Source organism: Microbacterium helvum (genome assembly GCF_014779795.1).
GTDB classification, from domain to species: Bacteria; Actinomycetota; Actinomycetes; order Actinomycetales; family Microbacteriaceae; genus Microbacterium; species Microbacterium helvum.
In genome coordinates, this window is sequence record NZ_JACXZS010000011.1 from 37,400 (window position 1) to 61,504 (window position 24,105).

General features: G+C 70.7%; 23 protein-coding genes. 16 read left to right on the top strand and 7 right to left on the bottom strand.

All coding sequences use genetic code 11. The features are described from left to right. Positions 1-43 precede the first annotated feature (43 nt). From IF188_RS15640 to IF188_RS15650, 3 genes are all read left to right on the top strand, one after another. On the top strand, positions 44-907 hold the full coding sequence (locus IF188_RS15640) for a spermidine synthase (RefSeq protein WP_191172739.1): 864 nt from the start codon (positions 44-46) through the stop codon (positions 905-907). Between the two features lie 222 nt (positions 908-1,129). After that, the gene (locus IF188_RS15645; protein ID WP_191172740.1) at positions 1,130-1,657 is read left to right on the top strand and encodes a tetratricopeptide repeat protein; all 528 of its coding nucleotides are present in this window, start codon (positions 1,130-1,132) and stop codon (positions 1,655-1,657) included. A gap of 48 nt (positions 1,658-1,705) precedes the next feature. Beyond that, positions 1,706-2,197 (top strand): SprT-like domain-containing protein, encoded by a 492-nt coding sequence (locus IF188_RS15650; RefSeq protein ID WP_191172741.1) that lies wholly within the window; start codon positions 1,706-1,708, stop codon positions 2,195-2,197. Positions 2,198-2,207: 10 nt separating this feature from the next. Here the strand turns inward: IF188_RS15650 and IF188_RS15655 are convergent, their stop codons facing one another. Beyond that, positions 2,208-2,858 carry a 2-phosphosulfolactate phosphatase gene (locus tag IF188_RS15655; RefSeq protein ID WP_191172742.1) on the bottom strand — a complete coding sequence of 217 codons (651 nt, stop codon included), beginning with the start codon at positions 2,856-2,858 and terminating at the stop codon, positions 2,208-2,210. Positions 2,859-2,894: 36 nt separating this feature from the next. On the opposite strand from IF188_RS15655, the gene IF188_RS15660 reads away from it, so the two are divergent. After that, positions 2,895-3,401, top strand: coding sequence for a hypothetical protein (locus tag IF188_RS15660; RefSeq protein WP_191172868.1), 507 nt, complete (start codon positions 2,895-2,897; stop codon positions 3,399-3,401). A 153-nt stretch (positions 3,402-3,554) separates the two neighbouring features. Here IF188_RS15660 and IF188_RS15665 read toward each other — a convergent pair whose 3' ends face one another. Further along, a complete protein-coding gene (locus IF188_RS15665) occupies positions 3,555-4,148 on the bottom strand; it encodes an NADPH-dependent FMN reductase (RefSeq protein ID WP_191172743.1) in 594 nt (197 codons plus the stop codon). A gap of 97 nt (positions 4,149-4,245) precedes the next feature. Between IF188_RS15665 and IF188_RS15670 the strand changes: the two genes are divergently transcribed. Genes IF188_RS15670 through IF188_RS15680 form a run of 3 tightly spaced genes read left to right on the top strand, consistent with a single transcriptional unit; the run spans position 4,246 to position 8,476 of the window. After that, positions 4,246-5,370, top strand: coding sequence for a DUF2235 domain-containing protein (locus IF188_RS15670; protein ID WP_191172744.1), 1,125 nt, complete (start codon positions 4,246-4,248; stop codon positions 5,368-5,370). Then, on the top strand, positions 5,370-7,097 hold the full coding sequence (locus tag IF188_RS15675) for a gluzincin family metallopeptidase (RefSeq protein ID WP_191172745.1): 1,728 nt from the start codon (positions 5,370-5,372) through the stop codon (positions 7,095-7,097). The genes IF188_RS15670 and IF188_RS15675 overlap by 1 nt, the downstream gene beginning before the upstream one ends. After that, entirely contained in the window at positions 7,094-8,476 is a 1,383-nt protein-coding gene (locus IF188_RS15680) for a ComEC/Rec2 family competence protein (RefSeq protein ID WP_191172746.1), read from the top strand. The genes IF188_RS15675 and IF188_RS15680 overlap by 4 nt, the downstream gene beginning before the upstream one ends. 157 nt (positions 8,477-8,633) lie before the next feature. On the opposite strand, the gene IF188_RS15685 is transcribed toward IF188_RS15680, so the two are convergent. From IF188_RS15685 to IF188_RS15705, 5 genes are all read right to left on the bottom strand, one after another. Then, complete coding sequence (locus IF188_RS15685) at positions 8,634-10,016, bottom strand: ABC transporter permease (RefSeq protein ID WP_224752003.1); 1,383 nt, start codon at positions 10,014-10,016, stop codon at positions 8,634-8,636. A 158-nt stretch (positions 10,017-10,174) separates the two neighbouring features. Continuing rightward, a complete protein-coding gene (locus tag IF188_RS15690) occupies positions 10,175-10,987 on the bottom strand; it encodes an ABC transporter ATP-binding protein (protein WP_191172748.1) in 813 nt (270 codons plus the stop codon). A 74-nt stretch (positions 10,988-11,061) separates the two neighbouring features. Next, positions 11,062-11,469: a VOC family protein gene (locus IF188_RS15695; RefSeq protein WP_191172749.1), complete on the bottom strand. Its 408-nt coding sequence runs from the start codon at positions 11,467-11,469 to the stop codon at positions 11,062-11,064. A gap of 33 nt (positions 11,470-11,502) precedes the next feature. After that, positions 11,503-12,156, bottom strand: coding sequence for a response regulator (locus IF188_RS15700; RefSeq protein WP_191172750.1), 654 nt, complete (start codon positions 12,154-12,156; stop codon positions 11,503-11,505). A 145-nt stretch (positions 12,157-12,301) separates the two neighbouring features. Next, a complete protein-coding gene (locus IF188_RS15705) occupies positions 12,302-13,489 on the bottom strand; it encodes a sensor histidine kinase (RefSeq protein WP_191172751.1) in 1,188 nt (395 codons plus the stop codon). 284 nt (positions 13,490-13,773) lie between these two features. Between IF188_RS15705 and IF188_RS15710 the strand changes: the two genes are divergently transcribed. From IF188_RS15710 to IF188_RS15750, 9 genes are all read left to right on the top strand, one after another. Continuing rightward, positions 13,774-14,622, top strand: a complete 849-nt coding sequence (locus IF188_RS15710; RefSeq protein ID WP_191172752.1) for a nitrilase-related carbon-nitrogen hydrolase — start codon at positions 13,774-13,776, stop codon at positions 14,620-14,622. Between the two features lie 10 nt (positions 14,623-14,632). Beyond that, positions 14,633-16,075, top strand: coding sequence for a dihydropyrimidinase (gene hydA, locus IF188_RS15715; RefSeq protein ID WP_191172753.1), 1,443 nt, complete (start codon positions 14,633-14,635; stop codon positions 16,073-16,075). Positions 16,076-16,136: 61 nt separating this feature from the next. After that, complete coding sequence (locus IF188_RS15720; protein ID WP_191172754.1) at positions 16,137-17,156, top strand: TIGR03842 family LLM class F420-dependent oxidoreductase; 1,020 nt, start codon at positions 16,137-16,139, stop codon at positions 17,154-17,156. Between the two features lie 21 nt (positions 17,157-17,177). Then, entirely contained in the window at positions 17,178-18,101 is a 924-nt protein-coding gene (locus IF188_RS15725; RefSeq protein ID WP_191172755.1) for an ABC transporter permease, read from the top strand. Further along, positions 18,098-18,946, top strand: a complete 849-nt coding sequence (locus IF188_RS15730; RefSeq protein WP_191172756.1) for an ABC transporter ATP-binding protein — start codon at positions 18,098-18,100, stop codon at positions 18,944-18,946. The genes IF188_RS15725 and IF188_RS15730 overlap by 4 nt, the downstream gene beginning before the upstream one ends. Continuing rightward, positions 18,943-19,779, top strand: a complete 837-nt coding sequence (locus IF188_RS15735; RefSeq protein ID WP_191172757.1) for an ABC transporter permease — start codon at positions 18,943-18,945, stop codon at positions 19,777-19,779. The genes IF188_RS15730 and IF188_RS15735 overlap by 4 nt, the downstream gene beginning before the upstream one ends. Positions 19,780-19,848: 69 nt before the next feature. Then, positions 19,849-21,039, top strand: coding sequence for an ABC transporter substrate-binding protein (locus IF188_RS15740; protein WP_191172758.1), 1,191 nt, complete (start codon positions 19,849-19,851; stop codon positions 21,037-21,039). A gap of 144 nt (positions 21,040-21,183) precedes the next feature. Continuing rightward, the gene (locus IF188_RS15745; RefSeq protein ID WP_191172759.1) at positions 21,184-22,500 is read left to right on the top strand and encodes an aspartate aminotransferase family protein; all 1,317 of its coding nucleotides are present in this window, start codon (positions 21,184-21,186) and stop codon (positions 22,498-22,500) included. 62 nt (positions 22,501-22,562) lie between these two features. Continuing rightward, positions 22,563-24,080 carry a CoA-acylating methylmalonate-semialdehyde dehydrogenase gene (locus tag IF188_RS15750; RefSeq protein WP_191172760.1) on the top strand — a complete coding sequence of 506 codons (1,518 nt, stop codon included), beginning with the start codon at positions 22,563-22,565 and terminating at the stop codon, positions 24,078-24,080. The last annotated feature ends 25 nt before the right edge of the window (positions 24,081-24,105 follow it).

Here is a 24,105-nt window from a genome sequence, read left to right on the forward strand (position 1 = left end):
GCATCCCGCACGAGGCAGCACCCCGTCCGGCTACCGTTGACCCATGGCACGTTCGCGCGACGAGGCACCGGCTCCCTCGGCGAGGCTGGCGGACGGCACCATCGCCCGCGTCATCCCCTCGCCGTTCGGCGGCGGGTGGGAGCTCGACGTCGACGGCACGCCCCAGTCGCACGTCGACCTCGACGACCCCACCCACCTGCACTTCGAGTACGTCGCCCGGATGGGCGCGGTGATCGACAGATTGCGGATGCCACGCCAGCCGCTGACCGCCATCCACCTGGGTGCGGGGGCCCTGACCATCCCACGGTACGTCGAGGCCACGCGCCCGGGATCGCGGCAGCAGGTCGTCGAGCTGGAGCCGGCGCTGTGGGACCTCGTGCGAGAGAACCTGCCGCTCCCCCGCGGCGCGCAGATCCGGGTGCGGATCGGCGATGCCCGCGAGGCGCTCGGGCGGCTGCCCGCCGGGCTCGTCGGGGCGGCGGACCTCGTCGTGTCGGACGTGTACTCCGGCGCACAGACGCCCGCCCACCTCACGACGGTCGAGTTCTTCACCGAGGCCGCGCGGTTCCTCGCGCCCGACGGCGTACTGCTCGTCAACGTCGCCGACGGCGCCGGGCTGGCCTTCGCCCGCCGCGAGGTCGCGACCGTGCAGGCCGTGCTCGAGCACGTGATCGTGCTCGCCGAGGTGCAGACGCTGAAGGGCCGGCGCTTCGGGAACCTCGTGATCGCGGCATCCCGTCAGCCGCTTCCGACCGAGTGGCTGCCGCGCCTCATGGCCGCCGGCCCTCATCCCGCGAAGGTCGCCGAGGGCCGCGAGGTCGACGACTTCGTGCGCGGCGCGCGCATCGCCACCGACGCCGACGCGACCCCGTCGCCCAAACCGTCCGCGTCGATCTTCACGCGCTGATCGGTCTCTCGGCCGTTCGGGGCCGTTCGCCCCCTCCTCTCCCCTCCCCCCGGTTCATCCGTCACAGATGCACGCGTCAGCCCCCGAACGGCGTACATCTGTGACGGATGAACCTGCTTGCCGGATGGTGGATGCCGCGATCCGGCGTGGCACGTCCGCCCGAGCCGCACAGACCGGGCACACTGGAACGAGCCGCATCGGGCGCAGCGAAGGGAGTCACACGTGAGCTACATCAGCGGGTACGACCCCGACACCCTCCGCGAGAAGGTGAGCCCGACGCAGTGCCGTGACCGCCTCGAAGAGATCGGCGAGCAGCGCAGCCTGCCGGCCCTTCTGGAGCGCGTGTGGCTGCTGAAGGTGCTCGACCGCCCCGACGAGGCGCTGAGCGTCTCGGAGCAGTCCGTGCGCGTCGCACGCATGGCAGGAACCCGCAAGGACCTGCTGCGCGCCCGCATCCTGCACGCTACGGTGCTGCAGGCGCTCGGCAAGTACCCGGCGGCCTGGCAAGAGCTCACCACGTGCGCCGAAGAGGCCGAGGGGCAGGGGTGGGCCGGCATCGGCGCCTTCGCCTACCTGCACCGCGGCAAGGTGAACTACGACGACGCCGACTTCGAGGCCGCGCGCAAGGACTTCAAGCGCGCCCTGTTCCTGCGCCAGGAGTCGGGGGCGACCGAAGACCAGCTCGAGTCCGTGCTGATGGCCATCGACGCCGCAGACCGGCGCCGGGCTGCCGCATCGGTCGCCAGCTGAGGGATGCCTCGGCTATGAGTGTCGGAGATATGTTCTAGCCTCGCGCACATGTCGGATTCACATCGCGTGCGGCAGTGGGCCGAGGCCCTGATCGCCGCCCACCTCGACCCGTCGTGGACGTTCGGCTTCGACAACGCCAAGCGCCGCGCCGGCCTGTGCGACTACACGCGCAAGCGCATCAGCGTGTCGCGCTACCTGTCGGCTCGCTACGACGACGACACCAACCACCAGACGCTGCTTCACGAAGTCGCGCACGCGCTTGCGGGCCCGCGCGCGGGCCACGGCCCGCGGTGGAAGGCGATCGCCCGCGACCTCGGCTACGTCGGCGGCACCACCCACCACGGCGAGACCGCGACCGAGCTCGCCCCGTGGATCGGGGTCTGCCCGGCCGGCCACACCGCCTACCGCCACCGCAAGGCGACGCGGCCCACGTCGTGCGCCAAATGCGCGCGCACGTTCGACGAGCGGTACCTGTTCACCTGGACCCGCCGCGAGATCACCCCGGCCGCGCGCCTGGCAGCGCTGACGCCACGGTCCTGAGCCCACTCGCTCACCGACCCCGGTAGGCGACGAAGACGCCGTCGCGCAGCACCGGGACGACGGATGCCGCATCCACCGCCGCGGCGTTCAGCACCTCGTCGCGGGCGTCGCGGGCGAGCAGCTCCTGCCCGGACCCGCTCGCGGTCAGCAGGTGGCGCAGCGCCCCGCGCAGCCCGTGGAACGCCTCCGCGGCGGCCGCGGCGTCGGGCGAGGTGTGGTCGATGCCGAGGGTTCCCAGGGCGTCGACGATGGCACCGGCGCCGAGCTGGTCTTCGACCGCGAAGCGCAGCGGCGCGCCGGGTTCGCGGCCGGAGAGCTCACCCGCAGCGATGACCGCGATCGACGTCCGGTCGCCTCGACGGTGCTGCACGTCGAGCACGGCGTCCGCGACGGCCCGTGCATTGCGCAGACAGCCGAGCAGCACCGTCGCGCCCGGCGCCGCGGCGGCCTGCGCGATCGCCGCGCCGTTGATCGACACCGCGTGCGCCGACGCGTCCAACGGCACGGACTCGCCTCGGGCGACGGCATCCGTCACCGTCGTCGAGAACCGCAGCACATCGACCACCACGACCACGTCGGCGGGCGCAAGCCTGGCGAGGCCCGCCGCACCCCATTCGTGGCGGACTTGGTAGCGGTGCTGGTCGAACGGGCTCTCGGGCATCCGTCCAGCGTAGGCGCGGCGGTGCGACACTGGAGCATGCGGATCCTGCTGAAGTTCGTGATCGACTGCGACCCCGACGCGGCGTGGCGGGCGCTGCACTCGCCGCGGGCCGTCGCCGAGCTGTACGGCCCGCTGCTCGACCTGGAGCCGCTCGTGCCGGACGGGCTGCCATCGAGCTGGAGTCCTGGCGACGACGTGCCGGTGCAGCTCGCCGCGTTCGGCGTCGTGCCGATGGGGCGGCAGCTGATCCACGCGAGCGAGCGGTTCGTCGACGAGCCGGGCGGGCAGGTGCGCATCTTCCGCGACAGCGGCATCCCGCTCACCGGCCCGCTGTCGAGCCTCGACGTCTGGGACCACCAGATGGCCGTCTCGCCCGCGCCCGACGAACCCGGCAAGACGCTGTGGCGCGACCGGCTGGTGTTCGCCGGCCCGACCGCCGCGATCCTGTGGCCGGTGCTGTGGAGCGCCTGGCAGTGGCGCGAAGCGCGCGTCAAGGCGCTCGCCCCCGGCTGGGCGCACGACCTCGCCGACGCCGCCGCCTGACCGCCCGGCCCCGCTCCACCCCAACCCCACAAAGTTCATCCGTCACAGATGTACGCGGAACCGCCGCTATCGCGTACATCTGTGACGAATGAACAGTGGAGGGGGACGGCGCGAGGAGGGGCGGGATGCCGGGGGCCCGGCATCCACCGACCGTCAGGCCTGCGGAATCACGGTCAGCACGCGGGCGATGTACTCCAGGAACTTCTCCATGAACATGCGGAGGAACTCCTCGGTCGCCGGCACCGTCACCTCGCCATCTGCCTCGATGAGACCGGGCGTGAAGTGGATGTACGCCTCGGGCGTGGTCATCTGACGCGCGTTGAGGAAGCTCAGCGTGCTGCGCAGCGACTGCTGCCCGACGGCCGTGCCGATCTGCCCCGCTGAGGCGCCGATCACGCCGACCGGCTTATCGGACCACGCGTTCTGACCCCAGGGCCGGCTGCCCCAGTCGATCGCGTTCTTGAGGGCGCCCGGCAGCGACCGGTTGTACTCGGGCGTGACGAACAGCAGGGCGTCCGCCGAGCGCACGGCCGCCTTGAAGTCGAGCGCGACCTGCGGGTAGTCGGCGTCGAGATCGCGGTTGTACAGCGGAAGGTCGGCGTACGAGATCTCGAAGAACTCGAGCTCGGGCGGCGCCAGCCGTTCCAGGGCGAGGGCGAGGCGGCGGTTGATGGACTCGCGCGACAGGCTGCCGATGATGACGCCGACGCGATAGGGCGGTTCGTGCTCAACGATCTCGATCTGCATTGGGCCAGCCTGCACCCGCGGAGCGCCGAGCGCACCCCCCGTCCGTCGACTGGCCGCGGCTCGGTATCACTCGGGCCGCCGGCATCCTCTCCCCTGCATGGAGACCGCCACGCAGCAGCCGGCCGCACGCACGCTCGTGCTGTGCCTGGACGGCACGGGCAGCGAGCCCGAGTCAGGTGTCACCAACGTCGCACGGCTGTATGCGCTGGCCGTCAAGGACGACGCGCAGCTCGTGTTCTACGACCCGGGGGTCGGCACGATGGGTGCGCGAGGCGCGGTCACGCCGTTCGGCGCGTGGCTCACCCGCACGGCCGGGCTGATCGTCGGGTACGGCATCCGCGACAACATCGCCGACGCCTACGTCTGGCTGATGAACCACTACCGGCCGGGCGATCGCATCATGCTGTTCGGCTTCAGTCGCGGCGCCTACACGGCCGTCGCGCTCGCCGGTGTGCTGCGCAGCGTCGGACTGCTGCGGCCGGGCGCCGAGAACCTCGTCCCGTACGCGCTCAAGATGGCGCTCGCCCAAGGCAAGAAGAAGCCCGACGAGAAGAGCGGAGGGGATGCCGCCGATCGCGCCTTCTGGAGCACCCGGTCGTCGTTCGACAACGGGTTCGGCAATCCCGACTTCGAGCGGTTCGCGAAGCCGGTGACGTTCCTCGGTGTGTGGGACACCGTCAAATCCGTCGGCTGGTTCAACCTGCGGGCTCGGTTCGAGCAGGTGCGCTGGCCGTTCACCCGCAACGTCGACGGCGTGCAGACAGGTCGTCTCGCGCTCGCGCTGGACGAGAACCGCCGCGCGTTCACGGAGTACCGCTTCGGCACCGACAAGGACGGCGCCAAGGTCGTGGACGACCCGCGCCGCGACCTCGAGGAGATGTGGTTCGCGGGCGTCCACAGCGATGTCGGCGGCACGTTCGAGGACGACCACGGGCTGTCGGACCTGTCGCTGGAGTGGATGACCGCCGAGGCGGTCGCCGCCGGCCTGCGGATCGACGGCCGCGTGTACGACAGGCTGCTCGGCGTCACCGACGGCGCAGCGGTACCGGTCGAGCGCGGCGAGGGGCGCATCCACTTCCACCAGTGGTACTGGGCGATCGCGGGGCTCGGCTGGCGCCGGCGCCATCCGGCCCGCACCGACCGCCTGCATCCTTCGGTGCAGCACCGCGTCGACGCCACCGCGGCGACCGCGAAGCCGTACCGCATCACGTGGGAGAGCTGATGTCCGAGATCACCGGGTACGAACCGCAGGATCAGCCGCGCACGCACGTCACGCTGCGCCTCATCGCACAGGACCCGGCGGTGAAGGGCGACGACAAGAGGATCCTGACCGCGAGGGTGAAGGTGCCGTGGTCGCGCATGGAGGACGGCCCGCGCGGCGCGCGGCTGCACGTGGTCGACTTCGACACCGCGACGGGCGAGTATCTGAAGCACCCCGGGATCGCCGACGACGACGTCTTCGCGGATGCCGACGACGACGAGCTGCTCGACGACAAGGCCTTCCACGCCCAGCACGTGTACGCCACCGCGGCGCGCACGCTCGCGACGTTCGAGTCGGCGCTCGGCCGCCGGCTGTCGTGGGGATTCGAGGGGCACCATCTCTATCTGGTGCCGCACGCCTTCGCCGAGGCGAACGCGTTCTACTCCGACGACGACCACGCGCTGCTGTTCGGCTACGTGCCCGCGAGCACGCCCGGCCGGCGTCCGGTGTACACCTGCCTCAGCCACGACGTCGTCGTGCATGAGACCACGCACGCCGTGCTCGACGGGCTGCGTCACCGGTTCCTCGAGCCGAGCCTGCCCGACCAGGCCGCGTTCCATGAGGGGTTCGCCGACATCGTCGCACTGCTGTCGGTGTTCTCGATGCGCCCGGTCGTCGAACAGGCTCTCGGCCGCGCCGACAAGGACGGCCGCATCCACCGCGACCGCGTCCAGCCCGACCGCCTGCGCCGCGGCGTGCTCACCGGCGTCGCCGAGCAGATCGGCCGGACGCTCACTCAGGGCCGCGGCGCGCTGCGCGCATCCGCGCTGAAGCCGCCGCCCGCGGACTGGACCGAGCTGCGGCTGTACGACGAGCCGCATCGCCGCGGCGAGGTGCTCGTGGCGGTCGTGCTCGACGTGCTCATCGACATCTGGTGGACCCGCCTGCAGGCGCTGTTCTCGCGGCCGGGGTCGAAGGCGAAGGACGTCACCGTCGACCGCACCCGCGCCGCCGAAGAGGGGGTCAAGGCGGCATCGCAGCTGCTCACGATGCTCATCCGCGGGCTCGACTACCTGCCGCCCGTCGAGTTCGAGTTCGAGGATCTGCTGGATGCCGTCCTCCTGGCCGACGCCGAGGTCGTGCCCGACGACGACCTGGGGTACCGCGATCTGCTGGCGACGAGATTCGAGGCCGCCGGCATCCATCGTCCCGAACGCGACGCCGACGTCCTCGAGGCGGAACTGATGCCCCGCTACCTCGGCATCAACTACGCGAGCCTGCGCAGCGACCGCGACGAGGTGTTCCGGTTCCTCTGGCAGAACGCGCCGCGGCTGGGCATCAGCACCCGGTTCTACACCGTCGTGGAGTCGGTGCTGCCGACGCAGCGCATCGGCCCCGACGGGCTGATCGTGCCCGAGTCCGTCGCCACCTACGTGCAGATGGCCGACATGACGGCCGGCGAGTTCGCCCGCGAGTCCGAGCTGCCGCTGCCGGACGGGATCGACCACGACACCCCCGTGCAGGTCTTCGGCGGCGGGACGCTCGTCTTCGACCAGTTCGGCCGCCTCAAGCTGCACGTCTACAAGCGCATCGACGACTGGCGTCGCCAGGTGCGGCGGCTGAGCTATCTCGACGAGACGGGCCGCCGTGACACCAAGGGCGGGCTCGGCTTCTCAGAGGGTCGCTCGCGCGGGCAGGCTTTCGCCGCGCTCCACAGCACCGATCTCAGCTCCGGGGAGGCATGGTGAGCACTCCGATCCGCGTCCGTGTGCGCATGTACCAGGTCGGCTTCGGCGACTGCCTGCTCGTCTCGGTCGAGTACGACGGCCCGCTCGACGACGGGCGCGCCGAGCGTCACATCCTGATCGACTACGGCACCAGTCATTCGCCGCGCAAGGGATTCGCGCGGGGGCGCATGGCCGACGTCGCCGCGCTCATCGACCAGCACACCCATGGCGTGCTCGACGTGCTCGCCGTCACCCACCGCCACCGCGACCACCTGCGCGGCTTCGAGGTCGATGCGGGCGCCGAGATCCTGCGCCGACTCGCCCCGAAGATCGTGCTGCGGTCGTGGACCGAAGACCCTCGCCTCGGACCGGATGCCGCCCGCCCGGCCGATGCGCCGGCCGCCGGTGCGGCGGCTCTGGCTGCGGGCCCGGCGCCCGCCGCGCCTGCGCCGTCGGACGGCGCCGTGGGACCGGCATCCCTCCGCTACGCACGCCTGCTCGGCGCGGCACAGGAGCACGCCGGGGCGCTCGCGGGCCTCGCCGCGCTCGACGCGAAGGTCGCGGCGGCCGCCGAAGAGCAGCTGAAGAACGCCGAGGCCGTCGCCCTGCTCGACGAGCTGTCGGCGGGCGATCGCGGGCGGTACCTGTACACCGGGGCGGACGCGGGGATCGCCGACATCGTGCCGGGGCTCGCGACCACGGTGCTCGGCCCGCCGACCCCCGACCAGGAGCCGGACGTCACCCGCCAGGCCGCCGACGACGACGAGTACTGGCTCACAGCGCTCGGCACGTCGCTGGCGCTGTCGACCACGGTCGCCGCCGCAGAGGCCGGCGGCGATCCATCCGCAGGCACGATACCGGTGGGGCCGAGCCCGGTGCGGTGGCTGATCGACAACCTCAAGGCACAGCGCACGCACTCGCTGCTGCGGCTGGTGCGCGGCCTCGACGACGCGCTCAACAACACGAGCCTGCTGCTGCTGTTCGAGATCGGCGGACTGTCGCTGCTCTTCCCCGGCGACGCGCAGATCGAGAACTGGCAGCACACCCTGAAGCGGTTCGCGAAGGAGCCCGAGCTGCGTGCCAGGCTCGCGGCCGTCGACCTGTACAAGGTCGGCCACCACGGCAGCCGCAACGCGACGCCCCGCACGCTGTGGGCGCTGTGGAAGGACCGCCCCGAGACGCTGCCCCGGCTCACGACGCTGATGTCGACGCGGAGCGGCGTGCACGGAAAGGCCGTCGACACCGCCGTTCCGCAGGATAACCTGGTCACCGCGCTGAAGCAGGTGTCAGAGCTGTACTCCAGCGACGACGACGCCCACGCCGACGCGGAATACCTCGAGGTCGAGGCCGATGTCGCGACGGGCGGCCCGTTCCGCCTCGTGCCTCCCGTCACCCCCTGAATCGGTTCACTTGCGCTGAACGTACGCAGTAGCGGCCTTCTCACGTACGAACAGCGCAAGTGAACGTGTTCAGCGAGGGCAGCCGCGTGGGCGCGCGACCGATGACGGGAAGGGATGCCGCGGCGCGAAGCCTGCGCCGCGGCATCCGTCTCCGGCGTCAGTCGGCGAGCGCCTCGACCGGAGCGACACGGGTGGCCAGGCGAGTGGGCACCACCGCAGCCACGAGCGTCAGCACGGCGGTCGCGACCACGATGATCGCGACGGGCAGCCACGGCACGGCGGGGGCGACGAACGTCGGCGCCGACCACGACGGCGGCACCGCCACCGAGCCGAGGAGCGACTGCGCGCCGGCCCAGCCGTACGCGATGCCGAGCACCAGACCCGTTGCGGTCGCGGCGATCGTGATGTGCGCGGCCTCCAGCAGCACCATGCGACGCACCTGACCGGTCGACACCCCGAGCGCGCGCAGCAGCCCGAGCTCACGGCGACGCTGAACGACGCCGATCGTGAGCAGGTTGACCAGGCCCACGGCCGCGATCACCGCCGACACCGCGACGAGGCCCATCATGATGGCGGCGAAGGTGTCGACGAGCGTCGTCATCTCGACCGGCGCCTCACCGCCGCCCGAGGCGATCATGACGGCCTTCACCGTCTCGAGCGCGACGGCGAACATCGTCACGAGCGTCACGCCCATGACCACGCCGATGGCCATGCGGCTCGACCGCTCGGGGTAGCGCAGCGCGTTCTCGGCCGCCAGGCGCGCAGTCGCCGAGCCGCCGAACAGTCGTCCGACGAGTCGCAGCACGGGAGGCATCACGAGCGTCGCCCCGAGAGCGAGCCCGGTGAACGAGAACACTCCCCCGAAGAACGCCACGATCACGCCGAGCGGCGACACCAGGCCGAACGCGATGCCGAGCGCCAGCAGCGCCGCGCCGATCACGAACAGCGTGATCGCGACACCGTTGCGCGCCCCGCGACGCACGAACGCGTCGTGCGTCGCCTCGACCGAGCCGCCGAGCGCCTGCAGCGGCGTGACGGTCAGCACGCGACGCGAGCCCGCCCATGCCGCCGCCCACGTGGTGAGTGCCACCACGACAGCGGGGATCAGCAGCACCGGCTGCAGCACGGCGTAGTCGACCTCCTCGAGCCCCAGCGCCGCAGAGGCGAGCTCGACACCGGCCCACGAGAGCAGCGTGCCGCCCACGAGCCCGACCCCCGCACCGATGACACCGACGACGAGCCCCTGCCGGGCGACCTCCTCGCGCTGCGACCTCGCCGACGCGCCGATCAGCCGCAGCAGCGCGATGCGGCGGGTGCGACCGGCGATGACGGTCGCGAACGTGTTCGCCGTCACGATCGCCGCGACGTACACGGCGACGCCGATCAGCAGGAAGCTCATGATCACCAGCACGACCGCGAGGGTCTCGCTGTCGCCGATGTACGGATTCGCCTTCAGCATCGCCGCGATGAATCCGGTGGCGCTCAGCAGGATCGCGCCGAACGCGCTCGAGATGCCCGCGACCAGGATGCTGCCGCCCATGCCCCGTTCGCGCAGCCACGACAGCCGCGCGCTGCGCTGGTGAAGCGCGGTCCCCACGCCCCCTCCAGGCGCCGCTGGCGCGTCGCCCGGAGCCTCCGGGCGCGTGGGCCCAGCCGCGGCCGGCGGCATCCCGTTCGCCCGAGTCTCGACGACGGCGGTCACGACGCCACCTGCCCGACAGGGACGGCCGTGGTCGGCGCTGCGGGCGCGGCCGTGCCGAGCTCGGACGCGAGCATGTAGGCCGAGATCTCTTCGGCGCTCTGCCGCGGCTTGTCGGCCACGATGCGGCCGTCGCCCAGGAAGAGCACGCGGTCGGCGTGCGAGGCGGCGACCGGATCGTGGGTGACCATGGCGATCGACTGGCCGTGCTCGCGCGTCGCAGCGGCGAGCAGGGCGAGCACCTCGCGGCCCGAACGGGAGTCGAGGTTGCCGGTCGGCTCGTCGGCGAACACCAGGTCGGGCGCCGTCGCGAGCGCCCGGGCGATCGCGACGCGCTGCTGCTGGCCGCCCGAGAGCTGGTGCGGGCGGTGGCCGAGGCGGGTCGTGAGGCCGAGTCGTTCGACGAGCCCGTCGATGCGCGCCCGCTCGAGCGCAGTGGGTCGACGGCCGTCGAGGTCGAAGGGCAGCATGATGTTGCCGAGCGCGTCCAGCGTCGGCACCAGGTTGAACGCCTGGAAGACGAAGCCGACGCGGCGCCGACGCAGGATCGTGAGCTCCAGGTCGGACAGACCCGTGATGTCGGTGTCGCCGATCCACGCGCGCCCCGATGTCGGCGCATCCAGTCCCGCCATGATGTGCATGAGCGTCGACTTGCCCGAGCCTGACGGCCCCATGATCGCGGTGAACTCGCCCCGGCGGATGCCGACGCTCACCCCGTCGAGCGCGTGGACGGTGCTCTCGCCTGCGCCGTACGTCTTGGTGAGCTGCTGCACCCGGGCGGCGAGGCCCAGGTCGGTCGATGAGAGTTCCATGCCTACGACGGTATGGATGCCGCACCCGGCGGCGCGTCGGCCCCGAGAGGCATCCCGCTACATCGCAAGGATGATCATGACTCCGGCGAGGCCGCCTCGTCCGAGGTCAGCAGGATGGCGTTGCCGTCGGGGTCCTCGACGATCGCCGCGTATGGTCCGACAGTCTGCGTGGGCGGCATCCGCCCGACATAGCCGGCGTCGACCAGTTCGTTCCAACGGCTGTCGACGACAGCATCCTCACCCACATAGAACTCGAGCATCTGCGAGTACCCGCGTCCTACGGGACGCGACCATGTCGGGTCGTACGTCGACGCGAACCCGGTGATGAGCAGCAGAGTCACCCCGCTGCCCATGCGATGCGCGACGACGGGCCGCCCGCCGGGCACCGCGTCAGGAAGGTCGAGGCCGAGCCGCCGGTAGAAGCGGACGGATGCCTCCAGGTCGGCGACTTCGAGGACGACCATGCTCAGCTGAAGTTCCATGGGCCGATCCTGGCCCATGCCGCCGACACGCGGCTAGGCCAGGTCGTGCTCGAACGCGAAGACCACCAGCTGCACGCGGTCGCGCAGGCCCAGCTTCGTCAGGATGCGGCTGATGTGCGTCTTGACGGTCGCCTCCGACAGGAATTCGCGCGCCGCGATCTCGGCATTGGACAGCCCCCGCGCGGCCAGCGCGAAGATCTCGCGCTCCCGCTCGGTCAGCTCGAGATAGGCGGGCGGGACCGGCCGCGCGACGGCATCCGTGAACCTCTCGAACAGCTCGCGAGTGGCGGATGCCGCGATCACCGCAGAGCCGGAGTGCACCGTCCGGATCGCCGCGAGCAGGAACTCGGGGTCGGCGTCCTTCAGCAGGAACCCGCTCGCACCCTGCCGGATCGCGCGCGCCGCCGCCTCGTCGAGGTCGAACGTCGTGAGCATCACGATGCGCGGCGACGGCGCCCCGTCATGACCCGGATCCGTCAGCAGCTCCGCGGTGGCCGCGAGGCCGTCCATGACGGGCATGCGGATGTCCATGAGCACGACGTCAGGCTTCGTCGCGCGCACCATCGTGACGCCCTCTCGCCCGTCGGAGGCCTCGCCCACGACCTCGAGGTCGGGCTGCGAGTCGACGAGCATGCGGATGCCGGCGCGGAAGAGCGCCTGGTCGTCGACGAGTGCGACGCGGATCATGCGGGCACTCCGATCGAGGCACCGTCGCAGAATCGGATCCGCGCATGCGGACGATCGCGCCGACACTCCGGAGGATGGATGCCGCAGCCCGGCGTGTCGCGGCTCGCCTCCGCTCGTGCGGATCCGATTCTGTGGAGTCGGGCGATCATGCGGGTCCTCCGATGGGGATGGCGGCGCGGACGACGAAATCGCCGTCCTCGGCTCCGGTGTCCAGGCGCCCGCCGGCGAGCTGTGCGCGTTCGCGCATGCCGATGAGGCCGTGCCCCGGTCGTGCTCCGGGCGCGGGCGGCGCAGCGGGGTTGCGCACCCACAGCTCCACGCGGTCGGGGAGCCATGACAGCCGGACGTCGACCGCCCCGCCCGGTATGCCGTGCCGCAGCGCGTTGGTGAGCGCCTCCTGCAGGATGCGGTAGACCGCGAGCTGTACGGCCGCCGGCGGCGAGCCGGGCGGCGCCGGGTCGACGTCGACGCGCAGCGGGACGCCCGCCGCACGCACCTGGGCGTACACCTCTTCGAGGTCGGCGATGGTCGGCTGGGGCCCGTCGCCCTGTCGGTGACGCAGCTGGCCGAGCAGCAGCCGCACGTCGGCCAGCGCCGACCGCGCGGTGGTCGAGATCGTCGCGAGCGCCTCGGTGGCGACGGCGGGGTCCGACGACGCGGCATAGCGGGCGCCATCGGCCTGGGCGATCACGACCGCCAGAGAGTGCGCCACGACGTCGTGCATGTCACGGGCGATCCGCACGCGCTCCTGCTCCGCCGCAGTCTCGGCCTCGGCGCGCTGCTGCGCCTCGCGGTTCTCGCGGGCGCGCACGGCGGTGCGCACCAGGGCGCCGGTCGTCCACGACAGCCCCAGCGCGAACGCGGCGGCGATGAGTGTCATGAGCGCCAGGGGAAGCGTCTGCCACGTCAGCCCGCCGCCCGCGAACGCGGGGCCGGCGAACAGGTAGACGGTGATCACGAGCGCGCCGATGAGCGTTGATGCGAAGCCGGCCCAGTAGACGACGCGCGTGCCGTAGGCGGCCGTCGCGTACAGCACGCCGAAGATCGCGACATCGCTGAAGCTCGGCGGGCGCCCGAGTCCCATCTGCACGAGCGCACCCACCCAGGCCAGCCCGAGCGCGAACGGCGGCGACAGCCGACGCAGCGCGAGCGCGAACGAGAACAGCGCGGCGATGATGCCGCCGAAGAGCAGCTGGCCGACCGAGGCGAGGTGGTACTCCACCCCGAACGCACCGACCACGAGGACCGACTCGATCGGCCACGCGATCAGGAAGAACACGACCGCGATGCCGACGTCGACGACGAGCTGATACGTCTTCAGGCGGCGGAACACCGTCTCACGGTACGGGAGGAACGGGTGGCCGGCATCCGTCGCGCGCTGTAATCGCCGGGATGCGGCATCCCTCGCTCGATGTACGCGCCGCGGCGACACGCCCCGCGGAAAGGTCTGCTGAGCCCACCATTGCGCCGCACCCGGTGAGGCTTTACTGTCGCGTCACAGGCCGAAACCGACGGGAAACGTCGAATCGACAGGATCGGGACGCAGGGGTGCTTCCCGGTCGGACCGTCGGTCCTTCACCCGGGGGTGAGCACGACTCGCCCGGAACGGAGAGACGAATGACGACGGTACGCGCTGCGATCTCGCAGACCACCTGGACGGGCGACAAGCAGTCGATGCTCGACAAGCACGAAGGCTTCGCGAGGGATGCCGCAAGCAAGGGCGCCCAGGTGGTGTGCTTCCAGGAGCTCTTCTACGGCCCGTACTTCGGGATCACTCAGGACAAGAAGTACTACCGCTTCGCGGAACCGGCCGACGGCCCCATCGTGCAGCGCTTCGCCGCGCTCGCGAAAGAGCTCGGCACTGTCATGGTGCTGCCGATCTACGAGGAGGCCGAGACCGGTGTGTACTACAACACCGCGGTGCTGGTCGACGCCGACGGCACGATCCTGGGGAAGTATCGCAAGCACCACCTGCCGCACCTCGACCGGTTCTGGGAGAAGTTCTACTTCCGCCCGGGCAACCTCGGCTACCCCGTCTTCGACACCGCCGTCGGGCGCGTCGGCATGTACATCTGCTACGACCGTCACTTCCCCGAGGGATGGCGCGAGCTGGGGCTGAACGACGCGCACATCGTCTTCAACCCGAACGCCACCAAGCCGGGGCTGTCGAACCGGCTCTGGGAGATCGAGGGCCCCGCCGCGGCGGTCGCCAACGGCTACTTCGTGCTGCAGCCCAACCGCGTCGGCCGCGAAGACAACGAGTACGGCGACCTCGCCGTCGACTTCTACGGCACGAGCCAGGTCATCGACCCGCGCGGCAATTTCGTCGGCGAGCGCGGCTCGGGCACTCACGAGGAGCTGCTGGTGCGCGACCTCGACCTCGACATGGTGCGCGAGATGCGCGACGACTGGCAGTTCTACCGCGACCGCCGTCCCGACTCGTACACGAAGATCGCGAAGCCGTGAGGGGGCTGACATGACGACGACACTCATCACCGGCGGCACCGTCGTCTCGGCGACCGGCCGCGGCGAGGCCGACGTGCTCATCGACGGCGAGACGATCGCGGCCGTGCTGGCTCCCGGCTCGCAGCTGCTCGGGACCGACATCGCGGCATCCGTCGACACCGTGATCGACGCCACAGGCAAGTACGTGATCCCGGGCGGCATCGACGCGCACACCCACATGCAGCTGCCGTTCGGCGGCACCGAGGCGTCCGACACGTTCGAGACCGGCACCCGCGCCGCGGCGTGGGGCGGCACGACGTCGATCATCGACTTCGCGGTGCAGCGCTACGGCGAGCGCGTGCAGGACGGCCTGGCCGCCTGGCACGAGAAGGCCGCGGGCAACTGCGCCATCGACTACGGGTTCCACCAGATCATCGGCGGCGTCGACGAGGACTCGCTCGCGGCGATGCGCGGGCTCGTCGACGAGGGCATCACGAGCTTCAAGCTCTTCATGGCCTACCCGGGCGTGTTCTACTCCGACGACGCGCAGGTGCTGAAGGCCATGCAGGTCTCGCACGAGACCGGCCTGCTCACGATGATGCACGCCGAGAACGGGCCCGCGATCGACGTGCTGGCGGCGCAGCTGGCCGAGGCGGGAAAGAAGGCGCCGTACTACCACGGCATCGCCCGGTCATGGCAGATGGAGGAAGAGGCCACGCATCGCGCCATCATGCTGGCCAACCTCACCGGGGCACCGCTGTACGTGGTGCACGTGTCGGCGAAGCAGGCCGTGGACCAGCTGGCGTGGGCGCGCGACCAGGGCTGGAACGTGTTCGGTGAGACCTGCCCGCAGTACCTGTATCTGTCGCTGGAGGAGCAGCTCGGCGGGTTCAGCGAGGAATGGGGCCAGTTCGAGGGCGCGAAGTGGGTGTGCTCGACGCCGCTCCGGTCGCGACAGGAGGGCCATCAGCACCACATGTGGCAGGCGCTGCGCACCAACGACATCCAGATGGTGTCGACCGACCACTGCCCGTTCTGCATGAAGGGCCAGAAGGACCTCGGCATCGACGACTTCCGCGCGATCCCGAACGGCATCGGCTCGGTCGAGCACCGCATGGACCTCATGTACCAGGGCGTCGTGACGGGCAAGATCACGCTGGAGCGCTGGGTCGAGCTCACCAGCACCACCCCGGCCCGGATGTTCGGGCTCTACGGCCGCAAGGGCGTCATCCAGCCCGGCGCCGACGGCGACGTCGTGGTCTACGACCCGAACGGCCACACCTCGATCGGCATCGGCGAGGGCCGCACGCATCACATGAACATGGACCACTCCGCGTGGGAGGGCTACGAGATCGACGGCCACGTCGACACCGTGATCTCGCGCGGCAAGGTCGTGGTCGACGGCGGCCAGTACCTCGGCGCGAAGGGCGACGGCCGCTTCCTCAAGCGCGGCCTGTCGCAGTACCTGGTGTGATCCCGATGCTGCGTTTCGTCTCGCTCGTTCCTCGCTCGCTCAACGACCGGAAGGTGTGAGCATGGACTTCGGCGTCGTCCTGCAGACCAACCCACCCGCGGCGCGCACCGTGCAGCTCGCCACGCTCGCCGAGGCGCACGGGTTCAGCCACGTGTGGACCTTCGACTCCCATCTGCTGTGGCAGGAGCCGTACGTCATCCACTCGGCGATCCTGGGCGCCACGAACCGGGTCGTCGTCGGCCCGTTCGTGACGAACCCGGCGACGCGCGACTGGACGGTCACGGCATCCGTGTTCGCGACCCTCAACGAGATGTACGGCAACCGCACGATCTGCGGCATCGGCCGCGGCGACTCGGCCGTGCGGGTCACCAACGGCAAGCCGACCACGATGGCAGAGCTGCGCGAGTCGATCCACGTGATCCGCGAGCTCGCCAACTCGCGGCCGGTCGACTACCACGGCGCGACGCTGCAGTTCCCGTGGAGCCGCGGGTCGGAGCTCGACGTGTGGGTGGCCGCCTACGGTCCGATGGCGCTGAAGCTCACCGGCGAGGTGGCCGACGGCTACATCCTGCAGCTGGCCGACCTCGACATCGCCGCGTGGATGATCAAGACGGTGAAGGATGCCGCAGCCGCCGCCGGCCGCGACCCCGAGTCGCTCGCGATCTGCGTGGCCGCCCCGATGTACATCGGCGACGACTGGGAGCACATGCGCGACCAGTGCCGCTGGTTCGGCGGCATGGTCGGCAACCATGTGGCCGACATCGTCGCCAAGTACGGGCACCACGGCGAGGGCGTGCCCGAGTCGCTCACCGACTACATCGAGCGCCGCAGCGGCTACGACTACAACACGCATGGGCGCGCCGAGAACGACCACGTCGACTTCGTGCCCGACGACATCGTGGACCGGTTCTGCGTCCTGGGAACGGCATCCGATCACATCGCCAAACTCGAGGCGCTGCGGGAGCTGGGCGTGACCCAGTTCGCCGGGTACCTGCAGCACGACAACAAGGAAGAGACCCTGCGCGTCTACGGCGAGACCGTGATCCCCGCCCTGCAGACCCACCTGACGGCGAAGGCCTGACCCGGTGACGGCGGCGCGCGCATGAGGGCGGTCGGCTGGTCGGCGAAGCGGCAGAGCGAGCTGCGCGGCTGGGTCGCGGCGGCCTGGGGCGCGGTAGGCGTGCTGGCCGTGCTCGCGCTGTGGGAGCTGTACAAGTTCCTCGGGCCGGCCGAGGGCGTCGTGGTCGGCGCCGTGCCGGGCCAGGCGGGGTCGGGCGTCATGATCCTGCCGCGCACGCACGACCGGGCCATGCCGCACGTCTGGGACATGGTGTCGCGCCTGTTCGCCCCGACGAGCGGCGGCGACACCCCGCCGCTGTGGGTATCGGTGGCCGGCGCCGCGCTGGTGACGCTCGGGATCGCCGCGATCGGGTGGCTCATCGGCGTCGCCGTCGGCGCGGCGCTCGGCCTCGTCATGCAGCGGTGGCAGCTGCTGGAGTGGGGGCTGCTCCCCTGGATCGTCGTCAGCCAGATCGTGCCCCTCATCGCCTTCGCCCCGGTCGTCAACGCGATCGGCAACCAGATCGACCGCGGAGGCGGGACCTGGCCGCAATGGCTGTCTGTGGCGGTCATCGCGTCGTACCTCGCCTTCTTCCCGGTGGCGATCGGCATGCTGCGCGGACTCGCTTCGCCCGACCGCATCCATCTCGATCTCATGCGCAGCTACGCGGCCGGCTACTGGCCGACCCTGGTGCGGCTGCGGCTGCCCGCCGCGGTGCCGCACCTGCTGCCCGCGCTGCGGCTCGCCGCCGCGAACGCCGTGCTCGGCGCCGTGGTCGCCGAGGTGTCGATCGGCATGCGGGGCGGCATCGGCCGCATGCTCATCCAACTCGCCGGACAGGCCTCCAGCGACCCCGCGGCGCCGTGGGGCCCGACCTTCGGCTCGATCGCGCTCGGACTGATCGCCGCCGGCTCGGTCGCCCTCATCGGGCTCGGGCTGGCCAACTACCGCAGAGGAGAGGCATGACCTCCGATACCCCGCATCAGGTCGAGCGAGTGGATGCCGTCCTCCCTGCCGCCTCGGACGCCCCGGCGGTGCGCGCCACCGCGGTGAGCAAGGTCTTCGCGACGAAGACCGGCGACGTGGCCGCACTGTCGGAGGTCGACCTGGAGGTCGCGGCCGGCGAGTTCGTGGCGCTCATCGGGCCGTCCGGCTGCGGCAAGTCGACGCTGCTGCGGCTCATCGCCGACCTCGACCAGGCGAGCGCGGGCACGCTGGAGATCTTCGGCAAGCCCGCCAAGAGGGCACGCGCCGATCAGGACTACGGCATCGCCTTCCAGCAGGCGGGGCTGCTCCCCTGGCGCACGGTGGGCGCCAACATGGCGCTGCCGCTCGAGCTGCACGGCACCGGCAAGGCCGAGCGCGGCGCGAGGGTGGCGGAGCTCGCCGAGCTGGTCGGCCTCACCGACTTCGTCGACCGCTACCCCGACCAGCTGTCGGGCGGCATGCAGCAGCGCGTCGCGATCGCTCGTGCGCTGGCGGCCCGGCCGAAGCTGCTGCTCATGGACGAGCCGTTCGGCGCGCTCGACGAGATGACGCGCGAGCGCCTGCAGACCGAGCTCACCCGCATCGCCGCTGAGACCTCTGCGGCCGTCGTGTTCGTCACGCACTCGATCCCCGAGGCGGTGTTCCTCTCCGACCGCGTCGTCGTCATGAGTCCGCGGCCCGGTCGCATCACCGACGTGATCGACATCGAACTGGGCGGTGCCCGCTCCGAGGCACTGCGCGAGTCGCCCGAGTTCTTCGACCGCGTCACCGCGGTGCGCGAAGCCCTGCACGGTGCGCCTGTCACGAGGGCGAGCGAGACATGACGGACACGGTCACCGCCGCACTGCCCGGCCCGAGCAGCGCCGGGCGTTCCGCCGACGCGGCTTCCGGCGAGCGCCGCCTGCCCGGGTGGCTGCGGTGGGTCGCACCGGTCGTCGTCGGCGCACTCATCGTGATCGTGTGGTGGTTCTGGGTGGACGTGCTCGGCACCGCGCCGCGGATGCTGCCGAGTCCTTTCGCGATCCTCGAGGAGTTCGTCAAGCGCTGGCCGATCATCGCGCAGGACATGGCGATCACCGCCACCAACGCCCTCATCGGCCTCGTGATCGGGTCGCTGCTGGCCATGCTCCTCGCCGGGCTCGCGGCTGCCGCACGTCCGATCGACGGGATGCTGGCACCGCTCGTGGCCGCCCTCGCCGTGATCCCGATCGTGGCGATCACGCCGATCCTCAACACCATGTTCGGGGCGTCGAGCCAATTCGGACGACAGGCGGTCGCCACCATCGCCGCGTTCATCCCCGTGTTCGTCAATGTCCTGCGTGGGCTCCGGCAGACACGCCCCGTCCACCGCGATGTGCTGCGCGCGTCGGCGGCGTCGGGCTGGCAGACCTTCCGGCTGCTGACGCTGCCGACCGCGCTGCCGTACCTGCTGACGGGTCTGCGCATCGCGAGCTCGCTGGCGGTCATCGCCGCACTCGTCGCCGAGTACTTCGGCGGCCCGGCCGACGGCATCGGCACCGCGATCGCCACGTACGCCAAGTCCGGCCGCGCCGCGCTCGCCTGGGCGTACGTGCTGGGCGGCATCCTCATCGGCCTCGTCTTCTACCTCGTGACCTCGCTCCTGGAGCGTCTGGCGACGCGGAGGTCGCCCGCCTGATCCACCGGCCAGATCGCGGTCGGCCCGTCGAACCCCACCACAGGAAGCAGCACCAACGAAAGGAACGCCATGTCACAGCAGCATCCGCTCCGCCCAGGCCTCCGTCGAGGTCTGGCGGCAGCATCCACGTTCACCGTCGCGGCCCTCGCACTCGCCGCGTGCGCCGGATCGCCCGACACCTCCGACACCGGTGACGGCGACGACTTCGAGCCGCTCACGTCGATCAAGCTGCAGCTTCAATGGCTGCCGCAGGCGCAGTTCGCGGGCTATTACGTCGCGCAGGAGAAGGGGTTCTTCAAGGAGGAGGGCTTCGACGACGTCGAGATCATCCCCTCGGGCGGCGACATCGTGCCGCAGGACGCCCTCGTCGACGGCGACGTCGACTTCGCCATCGCGTGGGTCCCGAAAGTGCTGGGCACGCTGGAGGCCACCGGCGTCGAGCTCACCGACATCGCGCAGGTGTTCCAGAAGTCGGGCACTCTGCAGGTGTCGTGGAAGGGCGACGGCATCACGTCGGTCGCCGACTTCGAGGGCAAGCGCATCGGCTCGTGGGGCTTCGGCAACGAGTGGGAGATCTTCGCCGCCATGGCGGCCGAGGGCCTCGACTCCACGACCGTGTCGATCACGACGCAGGACTTCTCGATGAACGCGCTGCTCGACCGCGACGTCGACGCTGCGCAGGCGATGACGTACAACGAGTGGGCGCAGATCCTCGAGGTGAAGAACCCCGACACGGGGCAGCTCTATCAGCCCGAGGACTTCGACGTCGTCTCGTACGAAGACACCGAGGGCGCCATGCTGCAGGACGCCGTGTGGGCCGACACCGAGCGGCTGGGCAACGACCCGGCCTACGCCGACGCGGCCGTCCGCTTCCTCAAGGCCATCACGAAGGGCTGGGTGTACGCGCGCGACAACGCCGAGGAGTCGGCGTCGATCGTCTACGACATCGCCTCGACAGCCGAGGCCGCCTTCCCGGTCGGACCGGTGCACCAGCAGTGGATGATGAACGAGGTCAACAAGCTCATCTGGACCGGCGCCGACTTCGGCCTCGTCGATGAGGATGCCTGGAACAAGACCGTCGACGGCGCCCTGTCTGCCAAGAACCAGGACGACCTCGAGCTCATCACCGAGAAGCCCGCAGAATCGGCCTACTCGAACGAGTACATCCAGAAGGCGCTCGACGCGCTCAAGGAAGAGGGCGTCGAGGTCAGCGGCGAGTACACGCCGATCGACGTCGTCCTGACCGAGGGCGGGCAGTAGCAGCTGGGTCCGCGTTTCGTCTCGCCCCGCTCGCTCAACGACCAGGTCTCTGCTCGTTGAGCGAGCGAGGCACGAGCGAGACGAAACGCGCCGGCCGCACGAACGACCCTTGACCCGACGACGCAGAACGGGGAACGTTGCGACATGACCGAAGACCTCGACGCCCTCGCGAAACAGCTCGACCGCGAGCACGTGTTCCACTCCTGGTCGGCCCAGGCCGGGCTCGACCTTCCCGTCATCGCCGGCGGGTCAGGCACCGTGGTGTGGGACCACGCCGGCCGCCGCATGCTCGACTTCTCCAGTCAGCTGGTGAACGTCAACATCGGGCACCAGCATCCCGCCGTCGTCGAGGCGATCCGCGCGCAGGCGGCCGAGCTCGCGACCATCGGCCCCGCGACGGCGAACCTCACACGCGGTCAGGCGGCCGAGCGCATCCTGTCGCACGCGCCCGAAGGCTTCACGAAGGTCTTCTTCACGAACGGCGGTGCCGACGCGATCGAGAATGCGATCCGCATGGCGCGCCTCCACACCGGCAGGGACACCATCCTGTCGACGTACCGCTCGTACCACGGCAACACCGGGGCGGCCATCGTCGCGACCGGCGACTGGCGGCGGATGCCGAATCAGTTCGCGCGCGGGCACGTGCACTTCTTCGGCCCGTACCTGTACCGCACCGAGTTCTGGGCGACGACACCCGAAGAGGAGTGCGAGCGCGCCCTGCACCACCTCGAGCGCGTGGTCCAGTCCGAGGGGCCGGCCACGATCGCGGCGCTGCTGCTGGAGTCGATTCCGGGCACCGCGGGGATCCTCGTGCCGCCGCCCGGCTACCTTGCGGGCGTCCGGGCGCTGGCTGACAAGTACGGTCTGCTGCTCATCCTCGACGAGGTGATGGCGGGCTTCGGACGCACCGGCCGCTGGTTCGCCTTCGACGGCCACGACGTCGTGCCCGACCTCATCACCTTCGCGAAAGGGGTGAACTCCGGCTACGTGCCGGTCGGCGGCGTGATCATCTCGGAGCCGATCGCGGCCACGTTCGACGAACGCGTGTTCCCGGGCGGGCTCACGTACTCCGGTCATCCGCTGGCCGCGGCATCCATCGTCGCCGCCCTCGACGCGATGCAGAGCGAGGGCATCGTCGAGAACGCCCGACGTGTGGGAGCGGATGCCATCGGCCCGGGCCTGCGGGCGCTCGAAGAGAAGCACCCGCTCATCGGCGAGGTGCGCGGCGAGGGCGTCTTCTGGGCGCTCGAGCTCGTCGCCGACCGCGAGACGCGCGAGCCGGTCGGCGCCGACGTGATCGGCCGGCTCAAGAAGGAGCTGGTGTCGCGCGGGCTCCTTCCCTTCACCGCCGACAACCGCATCCATGTCGTGCCGCCGTGCGTCGTCACCGATGCCGAGGTGGAACAGGCGATGGCGATCTACGATGAAGCACTGACGAGCGTCGAAGGCGACGGTCACTGAGTCCGTCGAAGTGCTGACGCGTGCATCCCGCCTCACGAGGGCGGTTCCAAAGGAGGAACACGATGACTGACACGATCTCGCGCACCGAAACCACGGTGCTGGACCACTGGGTGAACGGTGCGCCGTGGGCGGGAGCATCCGATCGCTCCGGCGATGTGTACAACCCGGCGCTCGGCACCGTGCAGAAGCACGTGCGGTTCGCCTCGGCTGACGACGTCGATGCGGTCGTCGGCGCAGCATCCGCCGCCTGGGCACAGTGGCGCGACGCCTCGATCGCCAAGCGGCAGTCGGTGCTGTTCGCGTTCCGCGAGCTGCTCAACGAGCGCAAGGAGGAGCTGGCCGAGATCCTCACCGCCGAGCACGGCAAGGTGCTCTCGGACGCGCGCGGCGAGATCGCCCGCGGCATGGAGGTCGTCGAGTTCGCGTGCGGCGTCGGGCACCTCACGAAGGGGGCGTACTCCGAGAACGTGTCGACCGGTATCGACGTCTACACACTGCGCCAGCCGCTCGGTGTCGTGGGCATCATCAGCCCGTTCAACTTCCCGGCGATGGTGCCGCTGTGGTTCTTCTCCATCGCCCTGGCCGCCGGCAACGCGGTCGTGCTGAAGCCCTCCGAGAAGGATCCGACGGCGGCCAACTGGCTCGCCGGGCTCCTCACCGAGGCGGGACTGCCCGACGGCGTCTTCAACGTCGTGCACGGCGACAAAGAGGCGGTGGACGCGCTGCTGGAGCACCCCGACGTGCGCGCCATCTCGTTCGTCGGATCCACCCCGATCGCGAAGTACGTGTACGAGAGGGCCACGAGCGCCGGCAAGCGCGTGCAGGCCCTCGGGGGTGCCAAGAACCACATGCTGGTGCTGCCCGACGCCGACCTCGACCTCGCCGCCGACGCCGCTGTCAACGCGGGCTTCGGGTCTGCGGGCGAGCGCTGCATGGCGATCTCGGTCGTGCTCGCGGTGGACTCGGTCGCCGACGCGTTCGTCGCAAAGGTGGCCGAGCGCATGGGCGGACTCAAGGTCGGCGACGGCCGCCGCGGCACCGATATGGGCCCGCTCATCACCGGCCAGCACCGCGACAAGGTGGCCTCGTACATCGACGTCGCCGGCTCCGACGGCGCCGCGGTCGTCGTCGACGGCCGCGGCATCGAGGTCGACGGCGATGCGAACGGGTTCTGGCTCGGCCCCACCCTCATCGACAAGGTCCCGACGTCGTCGTCGGTGTACGGCGACGAGATCTTCGGTCCCGTGCTGTCGGTCGTCCGGGTCTCGGGCTACGAAGAGGGCCTCGGCATCATCAACGCCAGCCGCTACGGCAACGGCACCGCGATCTTCACGAACGACGGCGGCGCGGCCCGGCGCTTCCAGCGCGAGGCGACGGTCGGCATGATCGGCATCAACGTGCCGATCCCGGTGCCCGTGGCCTATCACTCGTTCGGCGGCTGGAAGGCCTCGCTGTTCGGCGACGCCAAGGCGTACGGCCCGCACGGCTTCGACTTCTTCACCGCCGAGAAAGCCGTGACGTCGCGCTGGCTCGACCCGTCGCACGGCGGCATCAACCTGGGCTTCCCGCAGCACGACTGAACAGGTGGATGCCGCGGCCCTGTGC

Bases quoted from the DNA above. Each gene is read 5' to 3' on its own strand.
- IF188_RS15640 (WP_191172739.1), top strand. From the start codon at position 44: ATGGCACGTTCGCGCGACGAGGCACCGGCTCCCTCGGCGAGGCTGGCG.
- IF188_RS15650 (WP_191172741.1), top strand. From the start codon at position 1,706: ATGTCGGATTCACATCGCGTGCGGCAGTGGGCCGAGGCCCTGATCGCC.
- IF188_RS15655 (WP_191172742.1), bottom strand. From the start codon at position 2,858: ATGCCCGAGAGCCCGTTCGACCAGCACCGCTACCAAGTCCGCCACGAA.
- IF188_RS15660 (WP_191172868.1), top strand. From the start codon at position 2,895: ATGCGGATCCTGCTGAAGTTCGTGATCGACTGCGACCCCGACGCGGCG.
- IF188_RS15665 (WP_191172743.1), bottom strand. From the start codon at position 4,148: ATGCAGATCGAGATCGTTGAGCACGAACCGCCCTATCGCGTCGGCGTC.
- IF188_RS15670 (WP_191172744.1), top strand. From the start codon at position 4,246: ATGGAGACCGCCACGCAGCAGCCGGCCGCACGCACGCTCGTGCTGTGC.
- IF188_RS15675 (WP_191172745.1), top strand. From the start codon at position 5,370: ATGTCCGAGATCACCGGGTACGAACCGCAGGATCAGCCGCGCACGCAC.
- IF188_RS15685 (WP_224752003.1), bottom strand. From the start codon at position 10,016: ATGGGCGGCAGCATCCTGGTCGCGGGCATCTCGAGCGCGTTCGGCGCG.
- IF188_RS15690 (WP_191172748.1), bottom strand. From the start codon at position 10,987: ATGGAACTCTCATCGACCGACCTGGGCCTCGCCGCCCGGGTGCAGCAG.
- IF188_RS15695 (WP_191172749.1), bottom strand. From the start codon at position 11,469: ATGGAACTTCAGCTGAGCATGGTCGTCCTCGAAGTCGCCGACCTGGAG.
- IF188_RS15700 (WP_191172750.1), bottom strand. From the start codon at position 12,156: ATGATCCGCGTCGCACTCGTCGACGACCAGGCGCTCTTCCGCGCCGGC.
- IF188_RS15710 (WP_191172752.1), top strand. From the start codon at position 13,774: ATGACGACGGTACGCGCTGCGATCTCGCAGACCACCTGGACGGGCGAC.
- hydA (WP_191172753.1), top strand. From the start codon at position 14,633: ATGACGACGACACTCATCACCGGCGGCACCGTCGTCTCGGCGACCGGC.
- IF188_RS15720 (WP_191172754.1), top strand. From the start codon at position 16,137: ATGGACTTCGGCGTCGTCCTGCAGACCAACCCACCCGCGGCGCGCACC.
- IF188_RS15725 (WP_191172755.1), top strand. From the start codon at position 17,178: ATGAGGGCGGTCGGCTGGTCGGCGAAGCGGCAGAGCGAGCTGCGCGGC.
- IF188_RS15730 (WP_191172756.1), top strand. From the start codon at position 18,098: ATGACCTCCGATACCCCGCATCAGGTCGAGCGAGTGGATGCCGTCCTC.
- IF188_RS15735 (WP_191172757.1), top strand. From the start codon at position 18,943: ATGACGGACACGGTCACCGCCGCACTGCCCGGCCCGAGCAGCGCCGGG.
- IF188_RS15740 (WP_191172758.1), top strand. From the start codon at position 19,849: ATGTCACAGCAGCATCCGCTCCGCCCAGGCCTCCGTCGAGGTCTGGCG.
- IF188_RS15745 (WP_191172759.1), top strand. From the start codon at position 21,184: ATGACCGAAGACCTCGACGCCCTCGCGAAACAGCTCGACCGCGAGCAC.
- IF188_RS15750 (WP_191172760.1), top strand. From the start codon at position 22,563: ATGACTGACACGATCTCGCGCACCGAAACCACGGTGCTGGACCACTGG.